Genomic DNA, 23029 nt, shown 5'->3' with positions numbered 1-23029 from the left:
AAACTATTTGTTTTTATTTTAAATGATTTACCTATATTTGCACCCTCGAAAGAGAAACACTATACTTCGGGGTGTAGCGTAGCCCGGTTATCGCGCCGCGTTTGGGACGCGGAGGTCGCAGGTTCGAATCCTGCCACCCCGACTGAATCAAAATCCTTGTTATCAATAGATAGCAAGGATTTTTTTATTTATAAGGTGATTTGTCGTCAGTTTTGGCGTCAGTAAATAGACCTAGAAAATAACAAAAGATTCCGAAAAAAGAGTATCTTTAAAAAACATATCTAAGGCATAGTTTCACTACTCCTCTATTAGGAAATACCACAGATTTAGGATATATTCAAACTCTTTTAGGGCATAGTAGTAAACAATTTCAAATCAATTAAAAATCTGCTAAATTTGTGAAAAATACATGGAATGTAATAGCAATTGCTATTACAACATTGTTACAGCACATAGTTCAAAATGGAATAAAATGATCTTTCCCGAAAGAAGAAAATCTTACAAATAATTAAATCAAAATCTACAATGAAAAAAGGATATATTACTTTTTTTTTAATGTTATTTTTTTCAATTACCAATGCACAATTTAAGGCAGGAAAAATTTATCTAAAAGATGGAAACATTAAAAATGGACTAATTAAAGAAAGAAAATTTGGAGGAATAAAATATAAAGACAATGAGAATTCAAAGGCCAAACCATATGATTATAAGCATATAACTGGTTATGACATTACGGAAAAAGGAGTTGTAAAATATCGTTACAAAAAAGTTGGAAGTAATTTTCCTCAAATTATGAAAGTAGTGCGATTAGGAAAAATTAATCTCTACAATATAATTGTTGCAAATAGAGAAATTTCAACTGGAGTAAAAGTATCAACAAGTTTACTATATTTTATGGAAAAAAATAAAGTAACCATTAGAGTCGGACGAAAACTTAATAAAAATGAGCTAAAATTTTTTGAAGATTGCCCTTTGCTACTTAAGAAAATAAAGAAAAAGGAATTCAAAAAAAAGGACATTTATAAAGTTGTTAATTTCTACAATAATAATTGTATTTAAAAAAGTCACCTACAATGTTAGAACAAAAATATCAACAACGTGGTAACATTTTTCTCTACTAAGACACATATGTTTACACTAAAATTATTATACAAATGAAATATCTATTTTTGACTGTTTTTGCTTTTGCCTTTTTCTCTTGTTCTCAGGATGACGAACCTTGTACTGAAACTGTATGTTTTGGTGATGGAAATTGCATAGAAAAACCTGTTGAAGGAGCTGGAAGTGACTGTTTTTAATTAGCTAGTATCAAAAAACTAACAAATTGAATCTGATAAACGAAATGCAAGCTGAATGCAAAGCGGACAAGACTAGGTCGGAAAATATAAAACCTATTGCGGAAATCTCTCTGGAATCTGAATAAAAATCCAACAACTAAATATCCAAACTCAAACGAAATCTGAAAAAAAAGTACGTGCTGTAACATAATATATGAAATCAGAGCAAAGTTCGGTATTAATTGAAAGGTCATTTCCTTTTTGCAGTGGCGTCGAATTTTTATAAATTGAATAAGAAATAAAAATGCGCAGATAGATCAATACTTGCCTTGCTCCGATTCATATATTTAGCGTTACCAGTAAGCTAAAAAATAAGACCTTGACAGAAATACTGAAACCATTTTAAAAACTATTTTTGTACTACTTTAGATTAACTAAATCTAATACGTTTAAAACAAACATTTTAATGAAAAACAAATTTTTAAGTCTTTTATCAGTTGCTGTAGTAGTATTATTTTTGAGCTGCGAGTACCAATTTTCTGATGATTACTATAAAGAAATTGAGCTAGAAGAATCTTCTGGTAGTCTAAGTCTAATCAATTTCAGTAACGGTGATACTTTAAGAGATTCGAAAAATATTGAATATAACTATTCAGCTTCAAGCAGTAATAAGTTGTACGAAATACAATTTTATGTAAATGATACGCTTGTAGAAACGTATACCGAAGCTGTTGGATCGTTTTTTCTTGCTATTGAAAGTTTAGCAGACGGAGATCACACCTTAAAAGTTAAATATTATTTTAAAACCAATTCGGGCAGTTTGGCTGAAGTTACTGGAGTAGAATCTTTTGTTAAAGTTGAAGAGTTTTCTTTTACTGTAGATAAAACAGGAATTGCCTTAGAAATAGAGCGCGTTGAATTGTTATATGGTACTATTTTCGTATACCTTGAAGACTATTTGTTAATCGATGAAATAGGAAAAACTTTAACTCCAAGGCTTTTAATCTATAATGAAGTAAATCAACTTATAGGTCAATTAGATTTAACAAAAGAAATTATAGAAAGTGGTGTTGTAAATGACAATATATCATTAGACCTTAATTTACGCTATATTATAAGAATTGAGAACAGTTTTGGTTTCATTGATTCCGAAGTGAAAGAGATTAATATCCCTGATACTTTTAGTCTTACCGTACCTTCCACAGCTGAAGGTTATTTTCATTTTAAATGGACCGATTATCCCTTATATAATAATATAAAAAGGGCACTCTTAGTATATGACAAGTATGGCTTTAGAGATGAAATTGATATCAATATTACAGACAATGAATTAATATCTAATAATACATCTTCTGGTAATTATGTTTTTGGTAGAAAATATGAATATCGTTTAGAGTTAACTGCGAACGATAATAACCTATCCTACTATGAAACGCCAAGAAAACATATCGAGGGTGAATTCTATAGAGGTGAACAGTTTGAAGTAAATGATTATAAGAATTTTTTATACGATGAACTGTTAGATAAACTATATGCGTTAAGTATTAATGAGAGTGGCTTGGTTTATATAGATGAATTAAATTCAAATACCTTAGCTCTAATAAATAGAAACTTTATCACAAATTCAAACAATGTAGTTGGTGATTTTTCTTTTAATGAAAACAAGAATTTTGTTATTGACTTAAACACAAAATCTATGGAAGTCAATAGTTCGTTTCAAATAATCAAAGAATACAACCTTACAGAATTTAATAGCCAAGCACAAACCGCGACTACTATTGTTCGGTTTAGAGCAAACACTTTAGCTATTGATGATGTAGAGAATTTTAAGACGGTATTGGTCTATGATATTCCTTCCAAAACATTAGTTTTAAAAAGTTACAGAAGAAAGAGTAATACGTTTGGTATGTCGACCAACGGCGATTATTTCAATATTAATAGTAAGATATATCGAAAAACAAATACTACTTTTTCAGAGGTCTATGCTCATGAATATGATAACAACGAGTTGCATACGGATTATAGCACCGAAACGAATAAAGTGTATTTAGCAACAGGCTTTGTTAGAGAAATAGGTTTATTAACATCATCAATAAATCAAATACCTAATCATTCAAATATGGATCGGGTAGATTACATACCCTCGCAAGGTAAAACTCTATCGCTGCATTCGGAATACTATTTGGTTTTCTATGATTTAAACTCGAATCAAGAGAACCGAAAAAGAATAGAAATACAAGATGACGCGTACTTTTATTTAGCGCAAAAAGACTTTCTAATTTCGCCTAACGGATATGTTATAAAAAATTTCCAATAATATGAGAATAATAATTTTAATACTACTTATGTTTGCAACGACAGGCGTTTTTTCTCAAAATGGAAAAGTCCTTTTTGAAATCAATTACAATACTTTTTCGCACGCATCACTTTCAGATTTTCAAAAAGAATTTAAAGATGACCTTCAGGAAATACCTATTCAGACAACGGATGATTTTTCAGGGAATATAGGTTTTACATTAGGTTATGAGATGGTAGGTGCGAATGTTACTATTTTTGCCAGTTACAATACCACTGGTGGAAAATTATCTTATTCAGATTTTTCTGGTGTAGTACGAATTACGGAAATCCTAAAATCGTATACCTTAGGTGGAGAATATTTAATACATTTCTCTAAAACAAATAACAATTTCACATTAGGATTGAGAGGTTTCGGTATGTTTTCAACTATGGAATTAAAGAGCTACAACGAAATATTGGAAGATATAACCAAAGAAAGCATAGATTTTCAATCGATTAACTTGGGTGTTGGAGCTAGAGTATTATATGAATATCCAGTTTCATTTTTTATCATAAGAGCATCTTTAGGTTTTGATCTTACTTTTGGCGGAACCTTAAAGTTTCAAGAGAATAGCGAATTTCATCTAGAAAATAATGCCGGTGATAAGGTTAAAACAAATTGGACGGGATTAAGAACTAGTGTCGGCATAGCCATCCCTATTAAATAGCAAATTTATATTCCCTCTAATTTCCACGTTGAACAGTCGACCAAATTGTTGAGGTTAAAAAGCCTACTACTAGTCGAATAGAAAAAAGGGATTTTCACTGCTAAATCTCTCAATTCATACGGCTTTTACTATGTAGTCAACCGTTAAACCTAACTCCCAATGATAAAACATATTTGGATAATCTCTCGTAATACGCTTTAACCATTTTACGGATAAAACTCGACTTCTTTTGAAGCGTTTATACTTGTTCAAAATCCATTTAAGGATTCGATGATGCAGGTAATAAAAGACAGGTTTTAGTGAGTTACGCTTTATTTTACCATAGTAATGTATCCAGATCATTCCCTGAAAAAATAAAAGATTTTCACTATGATTCTAAATATAAAATATTAAAAGTAACTAAGAGCAGAGCCGTGAGGTGGAAATCATATTATTGGGCATATGTATCAACTGCTTTAAAAGGAAAATCTATATCTATTGAAGATATTGGTATTAGGATTTGGTAAGTCTTTTTTAGAAATGTATTTTAGTTTTTTTGATAAAAAGGACCTCAGAAAGAAACAACAAGCAACAAGAATAGAAACTAATTTAGTGTAATCCCTTATCTTTAACTTGTGTAAATCATGTCCCTTAACGAGCATTTTAATAAAAACTACATCCATTCAATTATTCACCATTATTTAAGCATTGAGAAAAAATATATTCAATAAATCAATTGATCAAACTTTAAAATGAAAAAAATACTACTAGTAATCATAATTATAAGCTCTATTTCTTCTGTAAAAGCTCAAAATTCTGAATTTGAAGAGAAAAAAATATCTATTTTAAAAGAAATATCAAAATCTCAGGAACAATTACAATCTATAATAAAATTAGGCACACTAAATGACACTCCTTTAAAATTTTCATCAGGAGTTTCTTTACATCCCGAGCCAATAGAATTACCTCCATTACAAATGAATTTTGAGGAATTAAAATCAAAAATTAAAGCTTCAAAATGGGAACAACATGTAATTGATAATCAAACAATTATTTCATTAGAAAAAACAATATTTGGAGATTACCCTAATGTAAATATTAAAGAGATCGTACTTGAAAATATAAAATTTTATAACAATAAAAAGGATTATAAAAAAATAGAAGCCGACAACCATTACAACATAGAGTTTCCTTTAAATGTTAAAAGAAAAAGAATTAAGAATTTTGATTTAAAAATTTTAATTGAAGCCGAAGAATACTTCAATTTCACAATTAACAACAAGAAGACTTCTATAGATACTTTACAAGTTAAAGATATTCAGATAAATGACCAAACAATTTCTTTTATTAAAAAGGAAACTGATAATGAAAATAATTTTGAAATTTATGTATCCGATGAAAAAGGGCTTTTTTATAAATCAATAAGTTCTTCATCTGTAACCAAACTTACGAATAAGGATATTGCTTATTATAACTCTTTACTATTGTTTTTGAAAGATTTAAAAATAGCATTGAATAATAATAAATTTATAGACGAAAAAGAGCTTAAAAAATATATTAAAGAAAAACAACCTGAAGAAGTTAGCATTTCAGAAAAAAATAAGCTTTATAATTTTGATTTTTCAGTTTATCCAAAAGAAATAATTTTCAGAGTTTTAGGAAATAAATATAACAAGCAAATAGTGGTTTCTTTTTCAGAAAATTTGAATAAAAATAATTTTATAGCAAAATCTGATAACAAATATGGACTTATAGATACTAATGGTAATTGGATTATAAAGCCAACTGATGGTCGTTTATCAGAAAACGAATATTTCCCAGATTATTACAGTAAAAATTACAACGAAACAATATGGATTAGTCCAGACAATAAAAAGAAAACAAAATACGATTTTGTAATTTCTAAAAATAATATGCTTATTGAAAAAAAATATAAAATAGGAGAATATACCACTACCACTGGTTATGGATTATTTGATGCTATTAAAAAAGAAATAATTTTACCTGTAGAGAAAGAAATTTTTATAAAAGCTGATAAATCTTTTTATTTCGTTAAAAAAAATCTTGAAAAAAACCTTGTTTTAAAAGGGCTATATGATTTAGAAGGAAACATAATTTTTGGTTTAGAAAATCATGATATTGAGATATGTGCTAATAATTTAGTTATTATTACAAAAAACGAAAAAGATTTTTTATTTAAGTTAGATACAATTAATAAACAGCCAAAATTATTAACATCAAGAGATTATTCTAAAATTGATGCTCCCCACTATAATACGACTATTGAAGAATTAGAGGAAGAACCTTTTTTTAGAGCGTCAAAAAATGACGGTAAAGCTTCAGATTATTTAACAAACAATGGAGAAATAGCAATTGATGGAGAAAAATATAGTCAAGTAATAAAATCTTATGATCGATTTATTGTAAAAGATAAAAAGGGTATTTTTTCAATTTTAGATAAATTTGGAAAACTAATCAAGATATTAGATAAGAACATTATTCCAAAATCAGAATACAGTGCCTATTTACTTCAAGCCAAAAATAAAACAACAGGATTATACGGCTATCTCGATAAAAAAGGAAATTTAGTAATACCTTTTATGTATTCTACTGCTACTCGTTTTGTTAAATTTAGCAAAGAAACCCCTGCTAAAGCCAGTGTTTCAACTGTAGATGAAAAAGGAAATAGAACATCATATTTTATCGATACAAATAATGATTTAATAGGTAAAAAAGACTTTCACAAAAAAGAAATTGAAGCAGAACATATTATAGAAGTTGAACAAAACTAAACTCTTAACACACTAAAAAAAGAATAAAAACGAACACACAGTAACTAAACATATGGCGTGCCGATAGGCTAGCACTATATGTCTTGTTGACTGATCCAGATTTGAGTAAGAGGAATACGTTTTTTTGAACCCTCTATTAAAAGAAAAAAGTTTAGGAATGAGTAAACAAAAACCTACTCACTTCCATAAAAGTATCTATTTAGCAACTATTTTTATTCTCAATAATTTATAATTCACTGTTTTTAATTCAATTACCATAATTTAGGCAATAGTTTCCTGTATGGCATAGTGTTATAGCCTTATCATTTGTATTTGAGTATTTTAGGTATTATTGTTACTTTATGGTTTTTTGGCAGTCCACAACTATCAAAGGTAACTAAGATAATTAAAGTCTTTTTTTTATAAAGCCTAGAACGTTGGTGTAAGATTTTCTGATCTACTACTACTCAGCTATGGTTTCTACCTCTTTATCTGCTAACTGGAGTTAGAATGTTGGTTGGAATATCTACTTTTATCAAGACAAAAAATATAAACAAAGAACCAGTGCAGATGTAGGATTGATGTTTCTAGCATAAAACCTTAAAAGAATATTCAATATCCTAGACAAAAACGAGTTAAAAAGAGTACTTCAAAAAGATCATTTCTTATCTAGTTCCCATAATTAAGTGTAACTATAAGGAAAATAAGTTATTTTAAGGCTTCCATATATCTGAATAGATTGAGTAGTTTATATTTAAAAACTCGTAAATCAGCTTATATTTAACCAATAAAATCAAAATAACGAGGTTTTTAGATAAACTGAAGTTACAACAATAAAAAACTAATAATTAAACTTCTTATTCCTATTAAAATATGAAATTTATTAATATCATTATGTTTGTAATTGGAATCATATCACTATCCTCCTGTGCTTCATTTAAGAAAAGTGAATTAGCTGAAAATCAAATCTATTTGACTAACGAAAACTTAAACTTGATAAACGGTACTTATAAAAATAATGAAAGCAAAGGATCATTCCCATTAGAATATTTTTGGGGTTCATTTTACAAAATGAAAGAATATAAATCTGTTTATGAATTAGTTCATAAAAAAAAAGTCCCTTATTTCATTACCTTGAAAGTACTCAATGAAAATAATTTGAAAGTTGAAATTAAAGTTGAGGATATAATTCTAAAATCATATGTAATTAAGGGGAAAGTAAAAAATGGATATTTTGAACAAAATAGAAAAATGTATATAATTCCAGCAATTATGTTGAATTCCTATCATTCATCAAAATTCAGAATTGGATATTTAAAAGACAACAACATAATAACTGACTTTAAAAAGATTGAATTCGGAACAGTCTATATATTTAGTCCTTTCAGTGATAGTGAAAAAATTAATAATTTAGTCCAAAAGAGAATATCAGAATGATGTAAAAAACTACAACTAACACCAGTAAACGTTATTGCGCAAGCCTATGATTTCTTATAAAAAAATTCATTTTTTGTAGTGATTTTAAAAAAAACAAACAATAACAGAAACTAATTTAGTGTAAACCCTAATCTTTAACTTGTATAAACCATCTCGATTGACGAACAGCAAAAAAAAATGAAAAACCTTCTATTAACAATATTTATTATAATTAATTCTAACGCTATTTATTCTCAAGAATTTAAAGCTGGACTTATAATACCAAATAAAAAATTTAAATTATGTTGTATTTACATCCCAAATTCTGGACTTAAAATTTATGACAGACCAAATGGAAAAACTCAAGGAAAAATTTATTTAGGTAAGGCTGATAATAACAATGAATTTTACACAGCTCTTATTGAAAAAAACGGAATTAAGAAAAACTTAGAATACCCAAATCTTGAAATGGTTGGTTATGAAATAATGGCTTTGGTATTTATCAACTCAAAATTTGGATTCGTAAAACTTAACAACGGGTACTGGATTAGTTCTAAAGAACTAAAATCTAAAAACTTAAGATTAGTTTCTTGGATGAATTACGCTATTGAAAAAAATACAGAATGGTATGCGAATAAACCTGGATTAAATTTAAGAAAAGGTCCTTCAACTAATTTTAAAAAAATAACAACACTAAAAGGAGATTTATTTGGAATTACTCTGACAGCTGAAAAAAAAGGAAAATGGAGTAAAGTGAAAGTTACAGAATATCGGAAACACCCATGTTCAGGTGAAGACAATCTTATTATTAAAACATACTCAGGTTGGGTTAAACTTATTTCAGAAGAAGAAACCCTTAATGTATGGAATTATGGAAAAGGATGTTAAAATAACTATTAAGAATAGTTTTATCATCAAAAACAATAAAATCCATATCACCTAGTACTCTCATATTTCTATAAGTAGGTTTTATAACAATGTTTTGTATTGCATCAACAATACTCCAAAGATTATTATACTGAAAAGGGAAGTGCTTTTAATAGTTTTTTTGTTTTTGCACCGATAAAGTGCTTGCTACTATTATTGTTATGATAGTAATTATTATTTTTCTCATTGATCATTTTTATCTTATTATAAGATATCAGATATTGTTTTCACTCATACTAGTTTCATGAAAAATCTATACTTTATACTTATTTATTATTCTAATTCTACAAGTGTTTATAAATAATTACGTAATAATAATACATCTTCTTAGTTCCTTTTCTTGATATTGATTTTTTTTTACAAAAAATACATCTAGCTTTTAATTTCAATACATCATTTATATCAAATCAACTATTAAATGATGTATCAAAGACATCTCCATTTTTTAAATAAAGATGCTATCACTACATTTTTAACCAAACACTATCTTTATTTTAGTTAAATTTGAAGTATTATTAAATCATTTCAAATTCTTTTTTTTTGAATGAAAACTATTCCTGTAAGACATCTTGATGATACTCAAACAACACCCAATTTATTAGGGAACTTTATTATAAAAAGCCTTCCAGAGATGCTTGGTGGTAAAGACATGATTCATGAACTTCATAGACATGATTTTCATTTTATTTTAGTTTTAAAAAAAGGATCTGGTACTCATGAGATAGATTTTATTAATTATACAGTTACTGATTATTCTGTTTTTATGATTCGTCCTGGTCAAGTGCATCAATTAAAAATCAAAAGTGATAGTATTGGTTTTATGATTCAATTTAATTCTGAATTCTGCTCCCCTATAGAAAAAGAACTATGCACTTTATTACAAAAGGTTGGTACTAAGAATTTTTATCAGTTTCAAAAACACCGTTTCAAAAAAATAGATGTGTTATTGTCATCCATTTTTGATGAATCCAAAAACAAACAAGAAGAATATCGAGAGGTGGTAAAATCGTATCTTCGAATTTTCTTTATAGAATTGATTCGGTTGCGAAATAAGAACCTTCCCCAATCAAATAATAAAAATCTATATGCTCAAGAACGTCTCGAAGAGTTTTTACAACTTTTAGAAACTAATATCACTAGTAAGAAACAAGTGTCTCAATATGCAGATATGTTGAATTTATCAAATTATCAGCTCAATGCCATCACAAAGCAGTTAGTAGGAAAAACTGTTTCTGAGCTTATAAATGATCAAATTATACTAGAATCCAAAAGATATCTTTTGGCAACATTCAATCAAATAAATCAAATTGCATATCATCTCGGATATGATGATGTTTCATATTTTATTAGATTTTTCAAAAAACATACTGGCTATTCTCCTGAAGCTTTTAGAAATAACCTAAAATAAGTCCAATACTACTTTAGTTTTATCCTATCCTGATAGTCCTATCTAGTTATAGTTTTGCTATTACAAAATAATCAACTAACGTTCTATTTATCACGTTAAGCTCATCTTGAGTTCATTTTTATATTCTTAAAAACAACAAAGCTTTACCAATAAGTAGTTGCAAGTTTTAAGTTATAATAAAAGTTGGTTTGTTGCCTATAAATTTTAATAATGAAAAGAGCACTTCTAAAAATATTACTTTTAATCTCAATATGTTCAAATATAAAGGCTCAAAAAGCAGATCAATTTAATTCTTGGTGGTATTACTCTGGAAAGTATAAAATAACTCAGGGAATTAATCTTCAATCCCTTTACTCTTGGAGCAGGCACAATTTTGTAAAAGATTGGCAACAATCAAAATTAAAACTTGGTGCAGGTTATATTCTTTTTAAAAATGCTTCCTTTGATACGGGATATGAATGGGTGGTACTTTATCCATATGGAAAACATCCTGTTTCCAAAAAAAGAACTGAACACCGTATTTATGAACGACTTAGTTTAAAAAATAAGATTCAACATATTTCTCTCAATTATGGAGTGTTGCTAGAACAACGTTTTATGCAAACTATAACAAGACACCGATTAAGAGTATTACTGGGAGCAAAAATGCCTATTGTATACAGCAAAAAAGGAGACATAAAACTAGGTATCTCATTTTTTAATCATTTATTTTTTGACATCGATACATATGCTAATGGAAAACATCTAAGACAAAATAGAATCTATGGAGGTTTCGATATTCCTATCCATAATTCTTTAACAGTAGGAATAGGTTATATGAATCAATACATTATAATAAATGATAGCCGTATTGAGAATGATCATACACTTATGGTTAGTTTATCTCATAAGTTAGGTTTTTGAACAAAATACAACTAAACATTTTATTTTTAGTAATCTATATTATCCTACAAAGCCATAAATCTTGGCAGTAGTCTATCTCTTTTTCTATTCTTACAGTCTATTTTTATATAAAATGAATATTTTCTAATTTTGATTATACAAATTTGCATAAACTCCTAGCTGTTATTGAGTGATGATATCTCTTACAAGGTTTTCTTTTTCTTTTACATAATCAAAGTACTTCAATACAATTTCAGAATCAATATTAGGAAACAAAATGTTACTTTCTTCTATTTCTCTCTCTGTAAATGTAGTATCAAACTCTAATTTGGCAGTAAGTTCTTTATTTTTGCGTGTTATTAATTCTTCTTTATCTAATTCTAAATACTCAAGCATAAACGGAGGAACGGGAAGTTCTGGATTTAATTTTATAAGTTGTAACCAATCATACATAGATAACTCCTTGAGCGATACACCATCATTTGACACACTATATTTTTTAAAAATAGTATGTAATGAAGATGGTTTTCCCACTAAATGAAAAGTTTGATTCAACGTATTTTTTTTGAGAGATAAATATACCAGTGATTTTGCAACTATATCCACAGGCATCATTGGTAATTCTATATCTAGATCTTGATTAATCATAGCGCCTAGACTAACACAACTTTTCATAAAACCATAAAACCATTGTTTATCATCTAATCTTCCTTTTATGGTATCTCCAATTGTTAACCCTAGTCTATAAATAACACAAGGTAATCCTGCTTTTTGCGCCTTTAAAATTACATTCTCACCAACCCATTTACTCGTAGGATACCCATCACTTTCATAATGAATCTCATTTTCCGATGTGTGTTTTTCTGTTATCGTTTGAATTTCTTTGCGAACTGTATTATTAAACACTGCCAGAGTTGAGGTATAATGCAATGGTTTTATTTTGTGCTTTGATGCAAGTTTAATGATCTCTAGCGTACCTTCTACATTTGCAGGTTTAAGATCTTGATAGGTTGCCATATGATTCATATGTGCAGCATTGTGATAAATCACATCAATGGTTGTACATAATTTATCAAATGTTTCAGGGCTGAGTCCTAGTAATGGAGCTCCGATATCTCCCACCATACTCTGTATTCGTGTTGTATACGCATCCAACCATAAATCATAGGTGATCATCACGTTTTTGATTTTTAAAAAAGCCTTTTCTTTAGAGTTTGCTCTGGTCAAACAATATAATTGAGCGTTGGTATTTTCTAATAGCTCGCGAAGTAAAAATGCGCCTACAAACCCTGTCCCCCCTGTCACAAAAATATGTTGAGGCGTTGTAGGAAAAACAAATTTGGTTAACGGAAAATGAATAGTAGGATCAAATTGTATTTCTTCTTGTAAGTTTACTGCCTGATCGATATTCGATCCATTGTTTATACATACTGCAAGTTCCTGAGGGGTAGGAAACTTAAACAGGTCTTTTGCAGCCAGTTTAGAATGTACAATTGTATTTATCTTATGTATAGTTTTCATCACTAGAAGTGAATGCCCTCCTAATTCAAAAAAATGATCCAAAATTCCTACTTTCTTTACCTCTAATATCTCTTCAAAAATTGTGACTATTTCTTTTTCGATATCATTTGTCGGCGCAATATAATTTTGCTCTATTTCTGTAAAATCAGGTAATGGTAGTTTTTCTTTGTCAATTTTCCCATTAGAAGTCAATACAAAATCATCTATTAAGCATATGGTGTTTGGTATCATATAGCTCGGAATTTGACTCTCTAGAAATTCAAAAATTAGCTTTTCATCTATAGCTTCTTTCTGTTTTATATATGCTATAATTTGCTGATTATCTTTTGATATCTCTTTGATAGCAACTACACATTGTAGTATCGTGGGGTTTTTGAGTAATACATTTTCTATTTCTGCTAATTCGATTCTATAACCTCTTACTTTTACTTGTTCATCTATTCTACCGATATACTCTAGCTGATTTTTATAATTGTATTTCACAATATCTCCTGTTTTATACAATCGTGTATTTCTGTTGAAAGGATTTCTTACAAAACGTTCTTTGGTAAGCTCGGGTCTATTTAGGTATTCTTTTGCTACTCCCTCTCCTCCTACATATAATTCTCCTGCTACTCCATTAGGTAACAAATTCATATTTTTATCCAGTACATAACAACTAAGTGTTGGGATTGGGACTCCAATAGTACTAACTGCTTCATTAATTTCTGTAGCTGTAATTTCTTGATAGGTTACATGTACGGTTGTTTCTGTTATCCCATACATATTGATCAATTTACAATTTGGATATGTCGTATGCCATTGTTTTAATAATGCGGGTTGTAATGCTTCGCCACCAAAAATCACATATCTAACATTTAATTTCTCTGGATGTATGCCTATTTGATCCTGTAATGCATAAAAAGAGGATGGAGTCTGATTAAGTATTGTTACTCCCTGAGAGACTAATAGTTGATAGAACAAAACTGTATCTTTTCTTATATGATCTGGAACAATCACCAAACGACCACCAAACAGTAAAGCCCCATACATCTCCCATACTGAAAAATCAAAACAATAGGAATGAAAGAGTGTCCAGACATCTTTTTTATTAAAATCAAATAAAGCTTGATCCGTTTTCAATAATCGAACTACATTATTATGTGTAATTACTACTCCCTTTGGGTATCCTGTAGTTCCAGATGTATAAATCACATATAAAGCATCTTCTGGATGTATCGTGAGGTCTAAATTTTCTGATGCTTCTTTTGCTATCTCTTTACCTTCTACATTGTTAATAATAACAGGTTTGGCATCTATTTCTTTTAAAATTTCAGATAAAACAGCAGTACAAACAATAGCTTTAGGTTTTGCATCGTCAATACTATATTTTATACGTTCTATCGGATACAAAGGATCTATAGGAACGTATGTAGCTCCTGTTTTGGCCACTGCCAAAATACTTACTATCATATCTATCGACCTATCGATACAGAGAATTACTTTATCTTTTTGGGCAACTCCTTTTCTTCTTAAGTAATTGGCAAATTGATTTGCTTTTATATTAAGTTCCTGATAACTGATTTGCTGATCTATATAAGTTAATGCACTATGATCAGGAACATGCACTACTTGTTCCTCAAACAAATCTACTAGTGTCTTTTCTTTTGGGTATCCTATATTGGTTTTATCAAAATCAGTAAAAAAGGTTGCTTTTTCTTCTTTAGAAAGGATTTCTACCTCTCCCAGTAAAAGTTTTTCATTGGTAATAATTTGATCGATAATACGTATAAAGTACTGTAGGTGTTTTTCTATTGTTTGTTTTTCAAAAAGAAGCTTTTTGTATTTAAAATTTAGCTGTAATGTATCTCTAAAATCATATACCTCCATTGCATATTCATCTTGTGTTTCTTGATACACGTCATATACTGGGGTAATTGTATCTCCTAGAAGTGTAGTATCTAGAATTGTATCAAAAATATTTTGGTAGGTATATGATACTGCAATATTAAATTCTTTTGATCTTTCTTGTTCTTCTGATAACTCAGCCAGTAAACCTGTTAAAGGATATGCTGCATGATCCAAGCTTGATAAAAAGTTTTCTTTTACACTCAGCACATTTTGCGCTATTGTTTTTTGAGTATCGAGTTGTGATCGCATCAAAATAACATTTACAAAACACCCTAAGCTATCTTCATAGATTGTTTTTTGTCTACCTTCTGTAGGGGTAGCAATGGTAATGTCTTCTTGCAAGGTTAATTTATGAAGTAATATCTTAAAACCTGCCATTAATAACACAGACAAACTTACCTTCATTCTAGTAGCTGTCTCTTTGAGTTTTTGTAATGCTACTCCTTTGATTTGAGTAGTTACAATATCTTTGTCTTGATATGGTACTGCAATATTCTTAGTATGATCATAGGGTAGTAATATTGGAGAAATATTTGCCAATTGTTTTTTCCACCATGATACATCAATATTAGCCTGAGAGCTTTTCATATATTGATGTTCCCAGGTCACAAAATCAAAAAAATGAGTATTTACTTTTTCTAAGTTCTTTTTTTCTCCTTTCTCTATTGTATGGTATGTTTCCCAGAAGAGTTTCATAAATAGAGTCCCCGATAACCCATCTAAAATTGTATGATGAATTACAAATACTAAAAATTGTTGCTCATTATTTTTATCAACTCTTTTATAAACCCTAAGTAAACAGTCTTTTTGTAAATCAAAAGGTCTTCTGGTTAATTTTTTAAACGCTTCTTCTGGAGTCGTTGTAAAAATATCTTCATCTATATTCAGGCAATAAGATATTGGATGTATTCTTTGAACAATTTGCTCTTTTTCGTTCTGAAAATAGACTCTCAAAACGGGATGTTTTTCTAGTAAAAAAGTCATGGCTTGTAATACGATATTGGATCGAATTTCTTTTTTTACTAAAAAAATGATAGGTAAATTGTAAGTGCTTGATAAGGGGTCTAATTCATGAGTCAACCAAAGCCCTTTTTGAAACAAGCTTGCTTCATGAGAAAAATCATGTGACACGTTTAATTCTACAGGGGTGATTTCTAAAGTAGAGGAAGATACTTGCTTTTTGGTCGCTATTAGTTGAAAAAAATCTTCAAAACTATTCACTCCCAATGCTTCTCCTATTTTTATATCGATTGCAAACTTTTCATTTATTCGTCTGATGAATTGTATCATCTTTATAGAATCAAAACCATACTCCATAGGAGATAGTGAGACATCTATTTTTTCTAATTCCAAATCAAAAACCTCTAACAAGGTATTTGCGATAATCGTTGTATTTCTTTTTTCTGAACGAATCACAACATCATCTGAGTTCTTTATATTGTTTTCTTGTGATTGTGTTTGCTTATCAATTGCTGCATCATTATATTTTTCTAAAATCATATGAGCATTTACACCTCCAATCGCATAACTATTAAGTCCTACACGTTTTGGGTAGGAAGTTTTCACCCATGGGATTGTTTCTTTTTGAATTGATAAATTATTATCACTAGGAATCTCTGTATTGATCGTTTGCAAGTTCCTTACTCCTGGGATCATTTCATACTCAAATGCCTTTATTACTTTTATCAATGAAGCTACTCCTGAGACCAACTCTGGATGTCCCACTACAGGTTTTACGGTACTTATATGCCATTTTTTATCTTGTTGATCACATAATGATGTATAACTATCATGTAATGAAGATAACTCTACAGCATCAGCAAGTGGATTGGCAATACCATGTGCCTCTATATAATCTATGGTAGCTACAGCAATATCAGATTTCTGAATACATGACTTGATTGTATTTTTTATACCTGTTGCTTTGGGAGCTTCTATAGAAAAATTTCTTCCTCCATGACCAACTGTTGTTCCTTTTACTAGTGCCAGAATCTGCGCATTATTTTTTAGGGCTTTGGATAATGTGGTTACTATGATAGCACCAGCGCCTTCGCTTCTTACAAATCCATTTGCCTGATCACTAAAACTAAGCATCTTATTATCAATACTTAACAAATCATTGTATATCCCTTGATTTGTTAGTCTTTGAAATGTTTTTTTAGAAACTGTATTTACACCACCTACAATCGCTTGTTCACATTCTTGTGCTTGTATACTTTGTATTGCTCTATGCATGGCAACATAGATACTGGTACAAAATGTATTTATAGTTTCACTAGGACCATTTAAGTTTAATTCAAATGATATTTCGTTAGATAATGGTATTTGATATGGGGTATTTGTAGAAAGATCTTCTGTTACTCCATCAGAGACAAAAAACACGCCCGTTTTTGATACAGTTAATTCATTTACAGAAACTTTATATTCACATATAGCATTGTTGATCGTGGTGTAAGCAATTTTTTGCTGCTTAGACATGTTTAGGAATGCCTCTTCTGTTATTCCTAATGATAATAATTCTTTTTGATAGGCTATCGCAGGAAGTTTATTATACAAAAATGATTTGCTTGCCATCTCTTTATCAACACTTTGACCAATTATAGACTGTTCCCATAATTCATTGGGAGTCATCGCGTCTGGAAACATGCAGTCCATTGCTATAATAACAATCGGCTCTGTATCTTTTTTTAATACTGTAGATCTATTTTCTTTTTCTTGAGTTGATTTGGTTTCTATTTCAGGAGCTTCTATCTCAAATTTCAAAATATCTTTGACTATATACTTGACCAAAACATCCAATGTTGGGTAATCAAAAAATAAAGTGGTTTTTAGAGAACATTCCAGTTCATTTTCTAATTGTATTTTAAAATTTACTGCCTCCATAGAACTTACTCCTAACGCTACAAAATCCTGATCAATCGCTATTTCGTTTTTATCATCGAGTTCTAAAAATTCAGCCAATGATATTCGTATGTATTCTGTAAAAACATCTATTCTTGATGCTGCTTTACTATTGTTAAGTTGTTTAATAATCAAAGAGGTAGCCATATGTTTATAGAGTAAAAAGAAATAAGTGGTGTATTCAATCAAAAATGAATAGTAGTATGCATGTGATACTACTATTCATTGTTTGTTTATAAAACGGTGTTATCTAAGGGTGTAATATTGCAAGTGTTACTTCACCAAAAGATCGCCCCTCATCATCATCATAATAATTGCATGGTATTACAATGAATGTACAATTTGCTTTTCTGATAATACTTTTAATGCCAATTTCACCGTAGAACTTATTAGAGTTAATAGGTCTTTTATAAGATGATTGGATATTAGCAATTAAAAAATGTGATAATTGTTTTTCAAAAAAATCATTACAATCATTATTAGAGAATCCTTCTAGTCCGGGTATTAATCCTTCTTTGATACAATACCCCAGATATGTATATCCTAATTGATTAAAACAGATATTGAATTCTACGGCATTAAAATGACCTGTATCATCGATATAACATGACTCTTTAATCTCAAATTCTCCTTTTACAATAGGATATTCGCTATGCTTCTTATCATATTCAAAAACTGCTTTTTTTAGATAACATGCATCCTCTGTATAAGGTTGTAATATTTTTTTTACAAACTCAGGATCGATTGTGATTTTCTTTGCTTTTTTTTCGACTATCGTTTTCATAAATACCTTAGATTTTATAGTCCTACATAAAAAGGTTGATCATCATAAATACCTATGCGATAGCTTTTACTTTTATCTCCAGGTACTAGAGGTGAAGACATATGTAATAAATATCTATTATCCCAGATAATAAGGTCTCCTTTTTCCCATGAGTGTGTATGTATGTGTTCGTCTCTTTCTATAAAATCAAACAATTCATTCAAAACTTTTTGATTTTCTTCATATGTCATACCATCAAATTTTATGGTAAACCCTCTACTAGCATATAGTATTTTATCTCCAGTTACAGGATGCTTGATTACAGCTGGATGTTTTACAAAAGGAACCATTTCGTTCATTTTATCAATAAGTTGCTGTATTGATTGATCGATATCTTCTGGGGTTACTTTATATCGGTTGTTTCCACCATGAATAAGCGTTCCATCTTTTACAAATTCTCTAAGGTGATCAGGGAGGTTATTATATACCTGATGCATATCAATGTAGCGTGTTTCTCGTATTGTTTTTGGAATCACTATAGGAGTAATCGATGTAAATGACAAAGGATTTTGTTCAAACTGACAGTCTGTATGCCAATAATGTCCTGTTCCTGCAACTCCTACCTTCTCTCCTTCTTTATTTACGTTGGAGGATACAAAAATTTCTGGAAAATCAGGGTGATGGTAATTTTCTTGAAAATAAATTTGAGGAGTTCCTAATTTTTTTGTGAATTCTACATATTCTGATGGAGTAAAGTCTTGATTTCTAATCACTACCAATTTGTTTCTATAAATGGCATTTCTTATTTCTGTGATCTCTTCACTTTCTGGGGATAAATCTCTTATATCTACCCCGCTAATAATTCCACCTATCTCATTAGGTTTAGCCTCTTGAATATTAATTTTTTGTGTGATCTCCATAAAGATTTTAATATATTAATGATTAATCTGGTTTTGATAATTGTTATTTTTTATAATACGAGATTTGTATCTTAATTTACCAATCGCTCTTTTTCTTGCCAATACGGTTTTCGCAATTCACGCTTCATAATTTTGCCACTAGAGTTTCTTGGTAGTCTCTCTATAATCTCTATTGACTGTGGGATTTTATAATCTGCGATTTTTCCTCTGGCATAATTCATTAATTCACGTTTTTTTAATGAATATCCTGTGTTGAGGGCTATAAATGCTTTTGCTGTTTCCCCCCAATGCTCATCAGGAACACCGATCACAGCTATTTCTTGTATTGCCTCATGCTCACTCAATACAGCTTCTACTTCTGCGGGATATATATTTTCTCCTGAGCAAATGATCATATCTTTGATACGGTCACAGATATACACATATCCATCGGCATCGAGATATCCTGCATCTCCCGTGCGTATCCACCCATCTATCAATGTGCCTTTTGTAGCTTCTTCTCTTTTCCAATACCCAATCATATTAGAAGGAGATTGTATGCAGATTTCACCAATAGTACCCAACGGAACCTCTATAAAATCGGGAGTTACCACTTTTAATACTACTCCTGGCAATGGCTTTCCTGCAGCTTTTATACAGTTTTTATCAATATCAGTATGATCTTCTGGCCTTAAACATACTGCCATATTACCTGTTTCTGTCATACCATAAATCTGATAGAAATCACAATTCAAGACTTCTATAGCTTGGCGCATAAGCGGCGGATTAATTGGTGAACCACCATAGAGAAACCCTTGTAATGACGATAGATTTGTTGTATCACAATTGGGTTCTGATAATATGAATTGTAGCATGGCTGGTACCATTGCCATTTTAGTAATCTTATATTTCTCTATATACTCAAGTGCTTGCCATGCAATAAAAGATTCCTGCATTATGAGCGTTGCTCCTGTAATCAAACCTTGAACTCCCCACCATAGGCCACCGATATGAAAAAAAGGTACACAATGTAACAAAATATCCTCACCATTAATATCCATCCAAGGATCATTATGTTTTGATCGCATTGTATCTAGTAACTTAAAAAAGCTATCGTTTGATAATTGTACTCCTTTTGGTTTTCCTGTAGTACCACTGGTGTACATTTGTAGCACAACATCTTTTCTATCATAGAATACATCTGGAGTTGTTTTTTTCTGTTTTGATCTCCATTGTTCATACTCACTCCAAATAGCATGTGGTTTGTTATACCCTATTATTTTGACAAGCGATACAAGTTGTTCTTCTATCTGTGAGATAATTGTATAGAATGCCTGATCTACAAAAAGGATTTCTGCTTCTGCATCCTCTATTATAGTTAAAACCTCTTGAGGGCTTAATCGCCAATTAATAGGTACAAGAACTCCTTTTGCTTTGGCACACCCATATAATAGCTCATAATTAATATGAGTGTCTTTTCCTAAAAAGGCAACACGAGCTGCTGGTTTAATTCCTTCTTCTAATAATCCATTAGCGATTTGATTGGTACGCTCATCAAATTCTAAGTAGGTTAAAGATGTATCTTGAGCAATAATTGCTATTTTATCTTTGTAAGATTCAGACAATAAAGCAGTTGCCCCTGCTAAAGTCTTATTTATTATCTCATCATGACTCATTATAATAAAATATGATTTGTTTTTATTGTAAATTTCTTATTATCTGATGAGCTAATCGTTCTGAAAAAAAAGAAATACTTCTCAATAATCAATCTAAGAATATCGCAAAAAAGGGAATGTTTTTCAAAAACCAATCAATCACCTATCAAATGGTTTAAATTTATCTTGAGAAACTGTTAAAATAAAGATGAAAGTATTTACCTTGGATGTAAAATAGAATATATCATTGATTATTGTTTCTCTTAAATTTTAAACAAAAATGACAAAATTGATATCCGTATTTTTTTGTGTGCTGTTTTTGAATCAGTTAGCATTAAACATATGGATATTAGTAGATTTCTATATCAATCAAGAGTACATTTCCAAAAATGAATGTGTAAACAGGTTTACCATAAAGTCTGCTTGCAACGGAAAATGTATATTATCTTCTAGGTTAAAAAAATATAGGAAAAGCACTTCTTCAACAAAAACACCTAGCTGTAAGAAAATAGAAGTTAAAGATTTTTTATGCATCCTGATCAAAGAGTGTTCTATTCTTGATTTTTCAACAGGAAAAACAGATAAAATTTTATCATTTAATTCATTGTATCATTACTTTTATAAAGCCTCTATTTTTCACCCTCCTCGGCTTAACTCTTTCTTTATTTGCACATAATTATTTACTATAAACCTAAAATATATTAAAATGCAAACCACCTGTTTTATGGCTTGCTCTATGAGGTTTCTAGGTAACAATATAGAAGATTTTTGCATCTATGATTTACATGGTATTACCAAACGTTTTCCTAAACTAAGGCTACCACGTACCCAAGATTTTTATTCAATTATTTACATAGAAAAAGCTTTTGGATCTATAGTAATTGATGAATTTAATATTTCGATAGATTCAAAAAAAATATTGTTTATCAAACCTGGTAGTGTAAGCAGAATTAGAATTGATGATGATGCAAAAGGAAAGGTTATATGCTTTACAGAAGATTTTTTTTCTTTGAGATACAATAGTAATGTACTCAATGAATTTTCATTTATTAAAAACTACACGACTCCTACTGTAGATTTTAATGAATGTCAGCATAAAAAATGGGTTCATATTATGGATTTACTTGATAAAGAATACACAGATTATGCAAAACATACAAAGAAAGCATTGCGATCTTACCTAAATATTATATTGTTTGAACTAGAAAGAAATCATAGACCAGAAAGACCAATTGAAAGAAACACATTGGGCAAAAGCAGGGTTTCTAGATTTCGGAAGTTGATAGAAGTTCATTATAAGAACAAAAAATCTCCTTCTGAATATGCTTTCCTATTAAATATTACAACAAATCACCTAAACAAGGTGTGTAAACAAGAGGTAGGAAAAACTGCAGGAACCTTTATTAGAAATCATTTGTGTATAGAAGCACGACGATTACTGTATCATACAAATTATTCGATTAGTGAGATAGCAGTAGAACTTGGTTTTAAAAATGTTTCTTATTTTTCTACTTTTTTCAAAAATCAAACAGGAAATACCCCAGAGGCATACAGAAAGCAAGTGTTATAACAAACATTTTCTTTTTATACTAGATAATAGTATAGTTAACTCTAAGTAAGAGAGGGCTAAAAATTAGGAGGGCACTGAAAAAGTCCTTTAAAAGGATTAAAATACGAGGAGTGAAAACGACAATGTTTTCGCTCCTTTTTTGTATCTTAAATCTTGAATTTAAGA

General features: G+C 29.7%; 14 protein-coding genes and 1 tRNA gene. 11 read left to right on the top strand and 4 right to left on the bottom strand.

Features of this window, described 5'->3' with window-relative positions:
* Window positions 1–67 precede the first annotated feature (67 nt).
* The 10 genes from DG508_RS19925 (at window position 68) to DG508_RS19885 (ending at window position 11686) form a co-directional block, all read left to right on the top strand.
* A tRNA-Pro gene (locus DG508_RS19925) sits at window positions 68–142 on the top strand.
* A gap of 383 nt (window positions 143–525) precedes the next feature.
* Window positions 526–1059: a hypothetical protein gene (locus tag DG508_RS19920; RefSeq protein WP_108870023.1), complete on the top strand. Its 534-nt coding sequence runs from the start codon at window positions 526–528 to the stop codon at window positions 1057–1059.
* 95 nt (window positions 1060–1154) lie between these two features.
* Window positions 1155–1298, top strand: coding sequence for a hypothetical protein (locus DG508_RS21125; protein WP_159090943.1), 144 nt, complete (start codon window positions 1155–1157; stop codon window positions 1296–1298).
* A gap of 445 nt (window positions 1299–1743) precedes the next feature.
* Window positions 1744–3594: an Ig-like domain-containing protein gene (locus tag DG508_RS19915; protein WP_108870021.1), complete on the top strand. Its 1851-nt coding sequence runs from the start codon at window positions 1744–1746 to the stop codon at window positions 3592–3594.
* 1 nt (window position 3595) lies between these two features.
* Complete coding sequence (locus tag DG508_RS19910) at window positions 3596–4282, top strand: hypothetical protein (RefSeq protein ID WP_159090942.1); 687 nt, start codon at window positions 3596–3598, stop codon at window positions 4280–4282.
* 956 nt (window positions 4283–5238) lie between these two features.
* Window positions 5239–7053: a WG repeat-containing protein gene (locus DG508_RS19905; RefSeq protein WP_234418271.1), complete on the top strand. Its 1815-nt coding sequence runs from the start codon at window positions 5239–5241 to the stop codon at window positions 7051–7053.
* 852 nt (window positions 7054–7905) lie between these two features.
* A complete protein-coding gene (locus DG508_RS19900; protein WP_234418270.1) occupies window positions 7906–8469 on the top strand; it encodes a hypothetical protein in 564 nt (187 codons plus the stop codon).
* A 177-nt stretch (window positions 8470–8646) separates the two neighbouring features.
* The gene (locus tag DG508_RS19895) at window positions 8647–9336 is read left to right on the top strand and encodes an SH3 domain-containing protein (protein ID WP_108870013.1); all 690 of its coding nucleotides are present in this window, start codon (window positions 8647–8649) and stop codon (window positions 9334–9336) included.
* A gap of 583 nt (window positions 9337–9919) precedes the next feature.
* Window positions 9920–10783, top strand: a complete 864-nt coding sequence (locus DG508_RS19890) for an AraC family transcriptional regulator (RefSeq protein WP_108870011.1) — start codon at window positions 9920–9922, stop codon at window positions 10781–10783.
* Window positions 10784–10993: 210 nt separating this feature from the next.
* A complete protein-coding gene (locus tag DG508_RS19885) occupies window positions 10994–11686 on the top strand; it encodes a DUF2490 domain-containing protein (protein WP_108870009.1) in 693 nt (230 codons plus the stop codon).
* A 162-nt stretch (window positions 11687–11848) separates the two neighbouring features.
* Here the strand turns inward: DG508_RS19885 and DG508_RS19880 are convergent, their stop codons facing one another.
* The 4 genes from DG508_RS19880 to DG508_RS19865 all read right to left on the bottom strand — a co-directional run bounded on the left by DG508_RS19880 (window position 11849) and on the right by DG508_RS19865 (window position 21315).
* Entirely contained in the window at window positions 11849–18124 is a 6276-nt protein-coding gene (locus DG508_RS19880) for a non-ribosomal peptide synthetase (protein WP_108870007.1), read from the bottom strand.
* 103 nt (window positions 18125–18227) lie between these two features.
* A complete protein-coding gene (locus DG508_RS19875) occupies window positions 18228–18761 on the bottom strand; it encodes an FcoT family thioesterase (protein WP_108870005.1) in 534 nt (177 codons plus the stop codon).
* 14 nt (window positions 18762–18775) lie between these two features.
* Entirely contained in the window at window positions 18776–19660 is an 885-nt protein-coding gene (locus tag DG508_RS19870) for a TauD/TfdA dioxygenase family protein (protein ID WP_108870003.1), read from the bottom strand.
* Window positions 19661–19731: 71 nt separating this feature from the next.
* Complete coding sequence (locus tag DG508_RS19865; protein WP_108870001.1) at window positions 19732–21315, bottom strand: long-chain-fatty-acid--CoA ligase; 1584 nt, start codon at window positions 21313–21315, stop codon at window positions 19732–19734.
* A gap of 703 nt (window positions 21316–22018) precedes the next feature.
* Between DG508_RS19865 and DG508_RS19860 the strand changes: the two genes are divergently transcribed.
* Window positions 22019–22864: a helix-turn-helix domain-containing protein gene (locus DG508_RS19860; protein WP_159090941.1), complete on the top strand. Its 846-nt coding sequence runs from the start codon at window positions 22019–22021 to the stop codon at window positions 22862–22864.
* The last annotated feature ends 165 nt before the right edge of the window (window positions 22865–23029 follow it).

This window comes from Aquimarina aquimarini, from assembly GCF_900299535.1.
In the GTDB taxonomy this organism is placed as follows: domain Bacteria; phylum Bacteroidota; class Bacteroidia; order Flavobacteriales; family Flavobacteriaceae; genus Aquimarina; species Aquimarina aquimarini.
This window is presented reverse-complemented; position numbering and strand designations above follow the sequence as displayed.

Coding starts and splice junctions, on each gene's coding strand:
- DG508_RS19870 (WP_108870003.1), bottom strand. CDS start 19,660: ATGGAGATCACACAAAAAATTAATATTCAAGAGGCTAAACCTAATGAG.
- DG508_RS19900 (WP_234418270.1), top strand. CDS start 7,906: ATGAAATTTATTAATATCATTATGTTTGTAATTGGAATCATATCACTA.
- DG508_RS19905 (WP_234418271.1), top strand. CDS start 5,239: ATGAATTTTGAGGAATTAAAATCAAAAATTAAAGCTTCAAAATGGGAA.
- DG508_RS21125 (WP_159090943.1), top strand. CDS start 1,155: ATGAAATATCTATTTTTGACTGTTTTTGCTTTTGCCTTTTTCTCTTGT.
- DG508_RS19920 (WP_108870023.1), top strand. CDS start 526: ATGAAAAAAGGATATATTACTTTTTTTTTAATGTTATTTTTTTCAATT.
- DG508_RS19865 (WP_108870001.1), bottom strand. CDS start 21,315: ATGAGTCATGATGAGATAATAAATAAGACTTTAGCAGGGGCAACTGCT.
- DG508_RS19895 (WP_108870013.1), top strand. CDS start 8,647: ATGAAAAACCTTCTATTAACAATATTTATTATAATTAATTCTAACGCT.
- DG508_RS19890 (WP_108870011.1), top strand. CDS start 9,920: ATGAAAACTATTCCTGTAAGACATCTTGATGATACTCAAACAACACCC.
- DG508_RS19910 (WP_159090942.1), top strand. CDS start 3,596: ATGAGAATAATAATTTTAATACTACTTATGTTTGCAACGACAGGCGTT.
- DG508_RS19885 (WP_108870009.1), top strand. CDS start 10,994: ATGAAAAGAGCACTTCTAAAAATATTACTTTTAATCTCAATATGTTCA.
- DG508_RS19915 (WP_108870021.1), top strand. CDS start 1,744: ATGAAAAACAAATTTTTAAGTCTTTTATCAGTTGCTGTAGTAGTATTA.
- DG508_RS19875 (WP_108870005.1), bottom strand. CDS start 18,761: ATGAAAACGATAGTCGAAAAAAAAGCAAAGAAAATCACAATCGATCCT.
- DG508_RS19880 (WP_108870007.1), bottom strand. CDS start 18,124: ATGGCTACCTCTTTGATTATTAAACAACTTAACAATAGTAAAGCAGCA.
- DG508_RS19860 (WP_159090941.1), top strand. CDS start 22,019: ATGGCTTGCTCTATGAGGTTTCTAGGTAACAATATAGAAGATTTTTGC.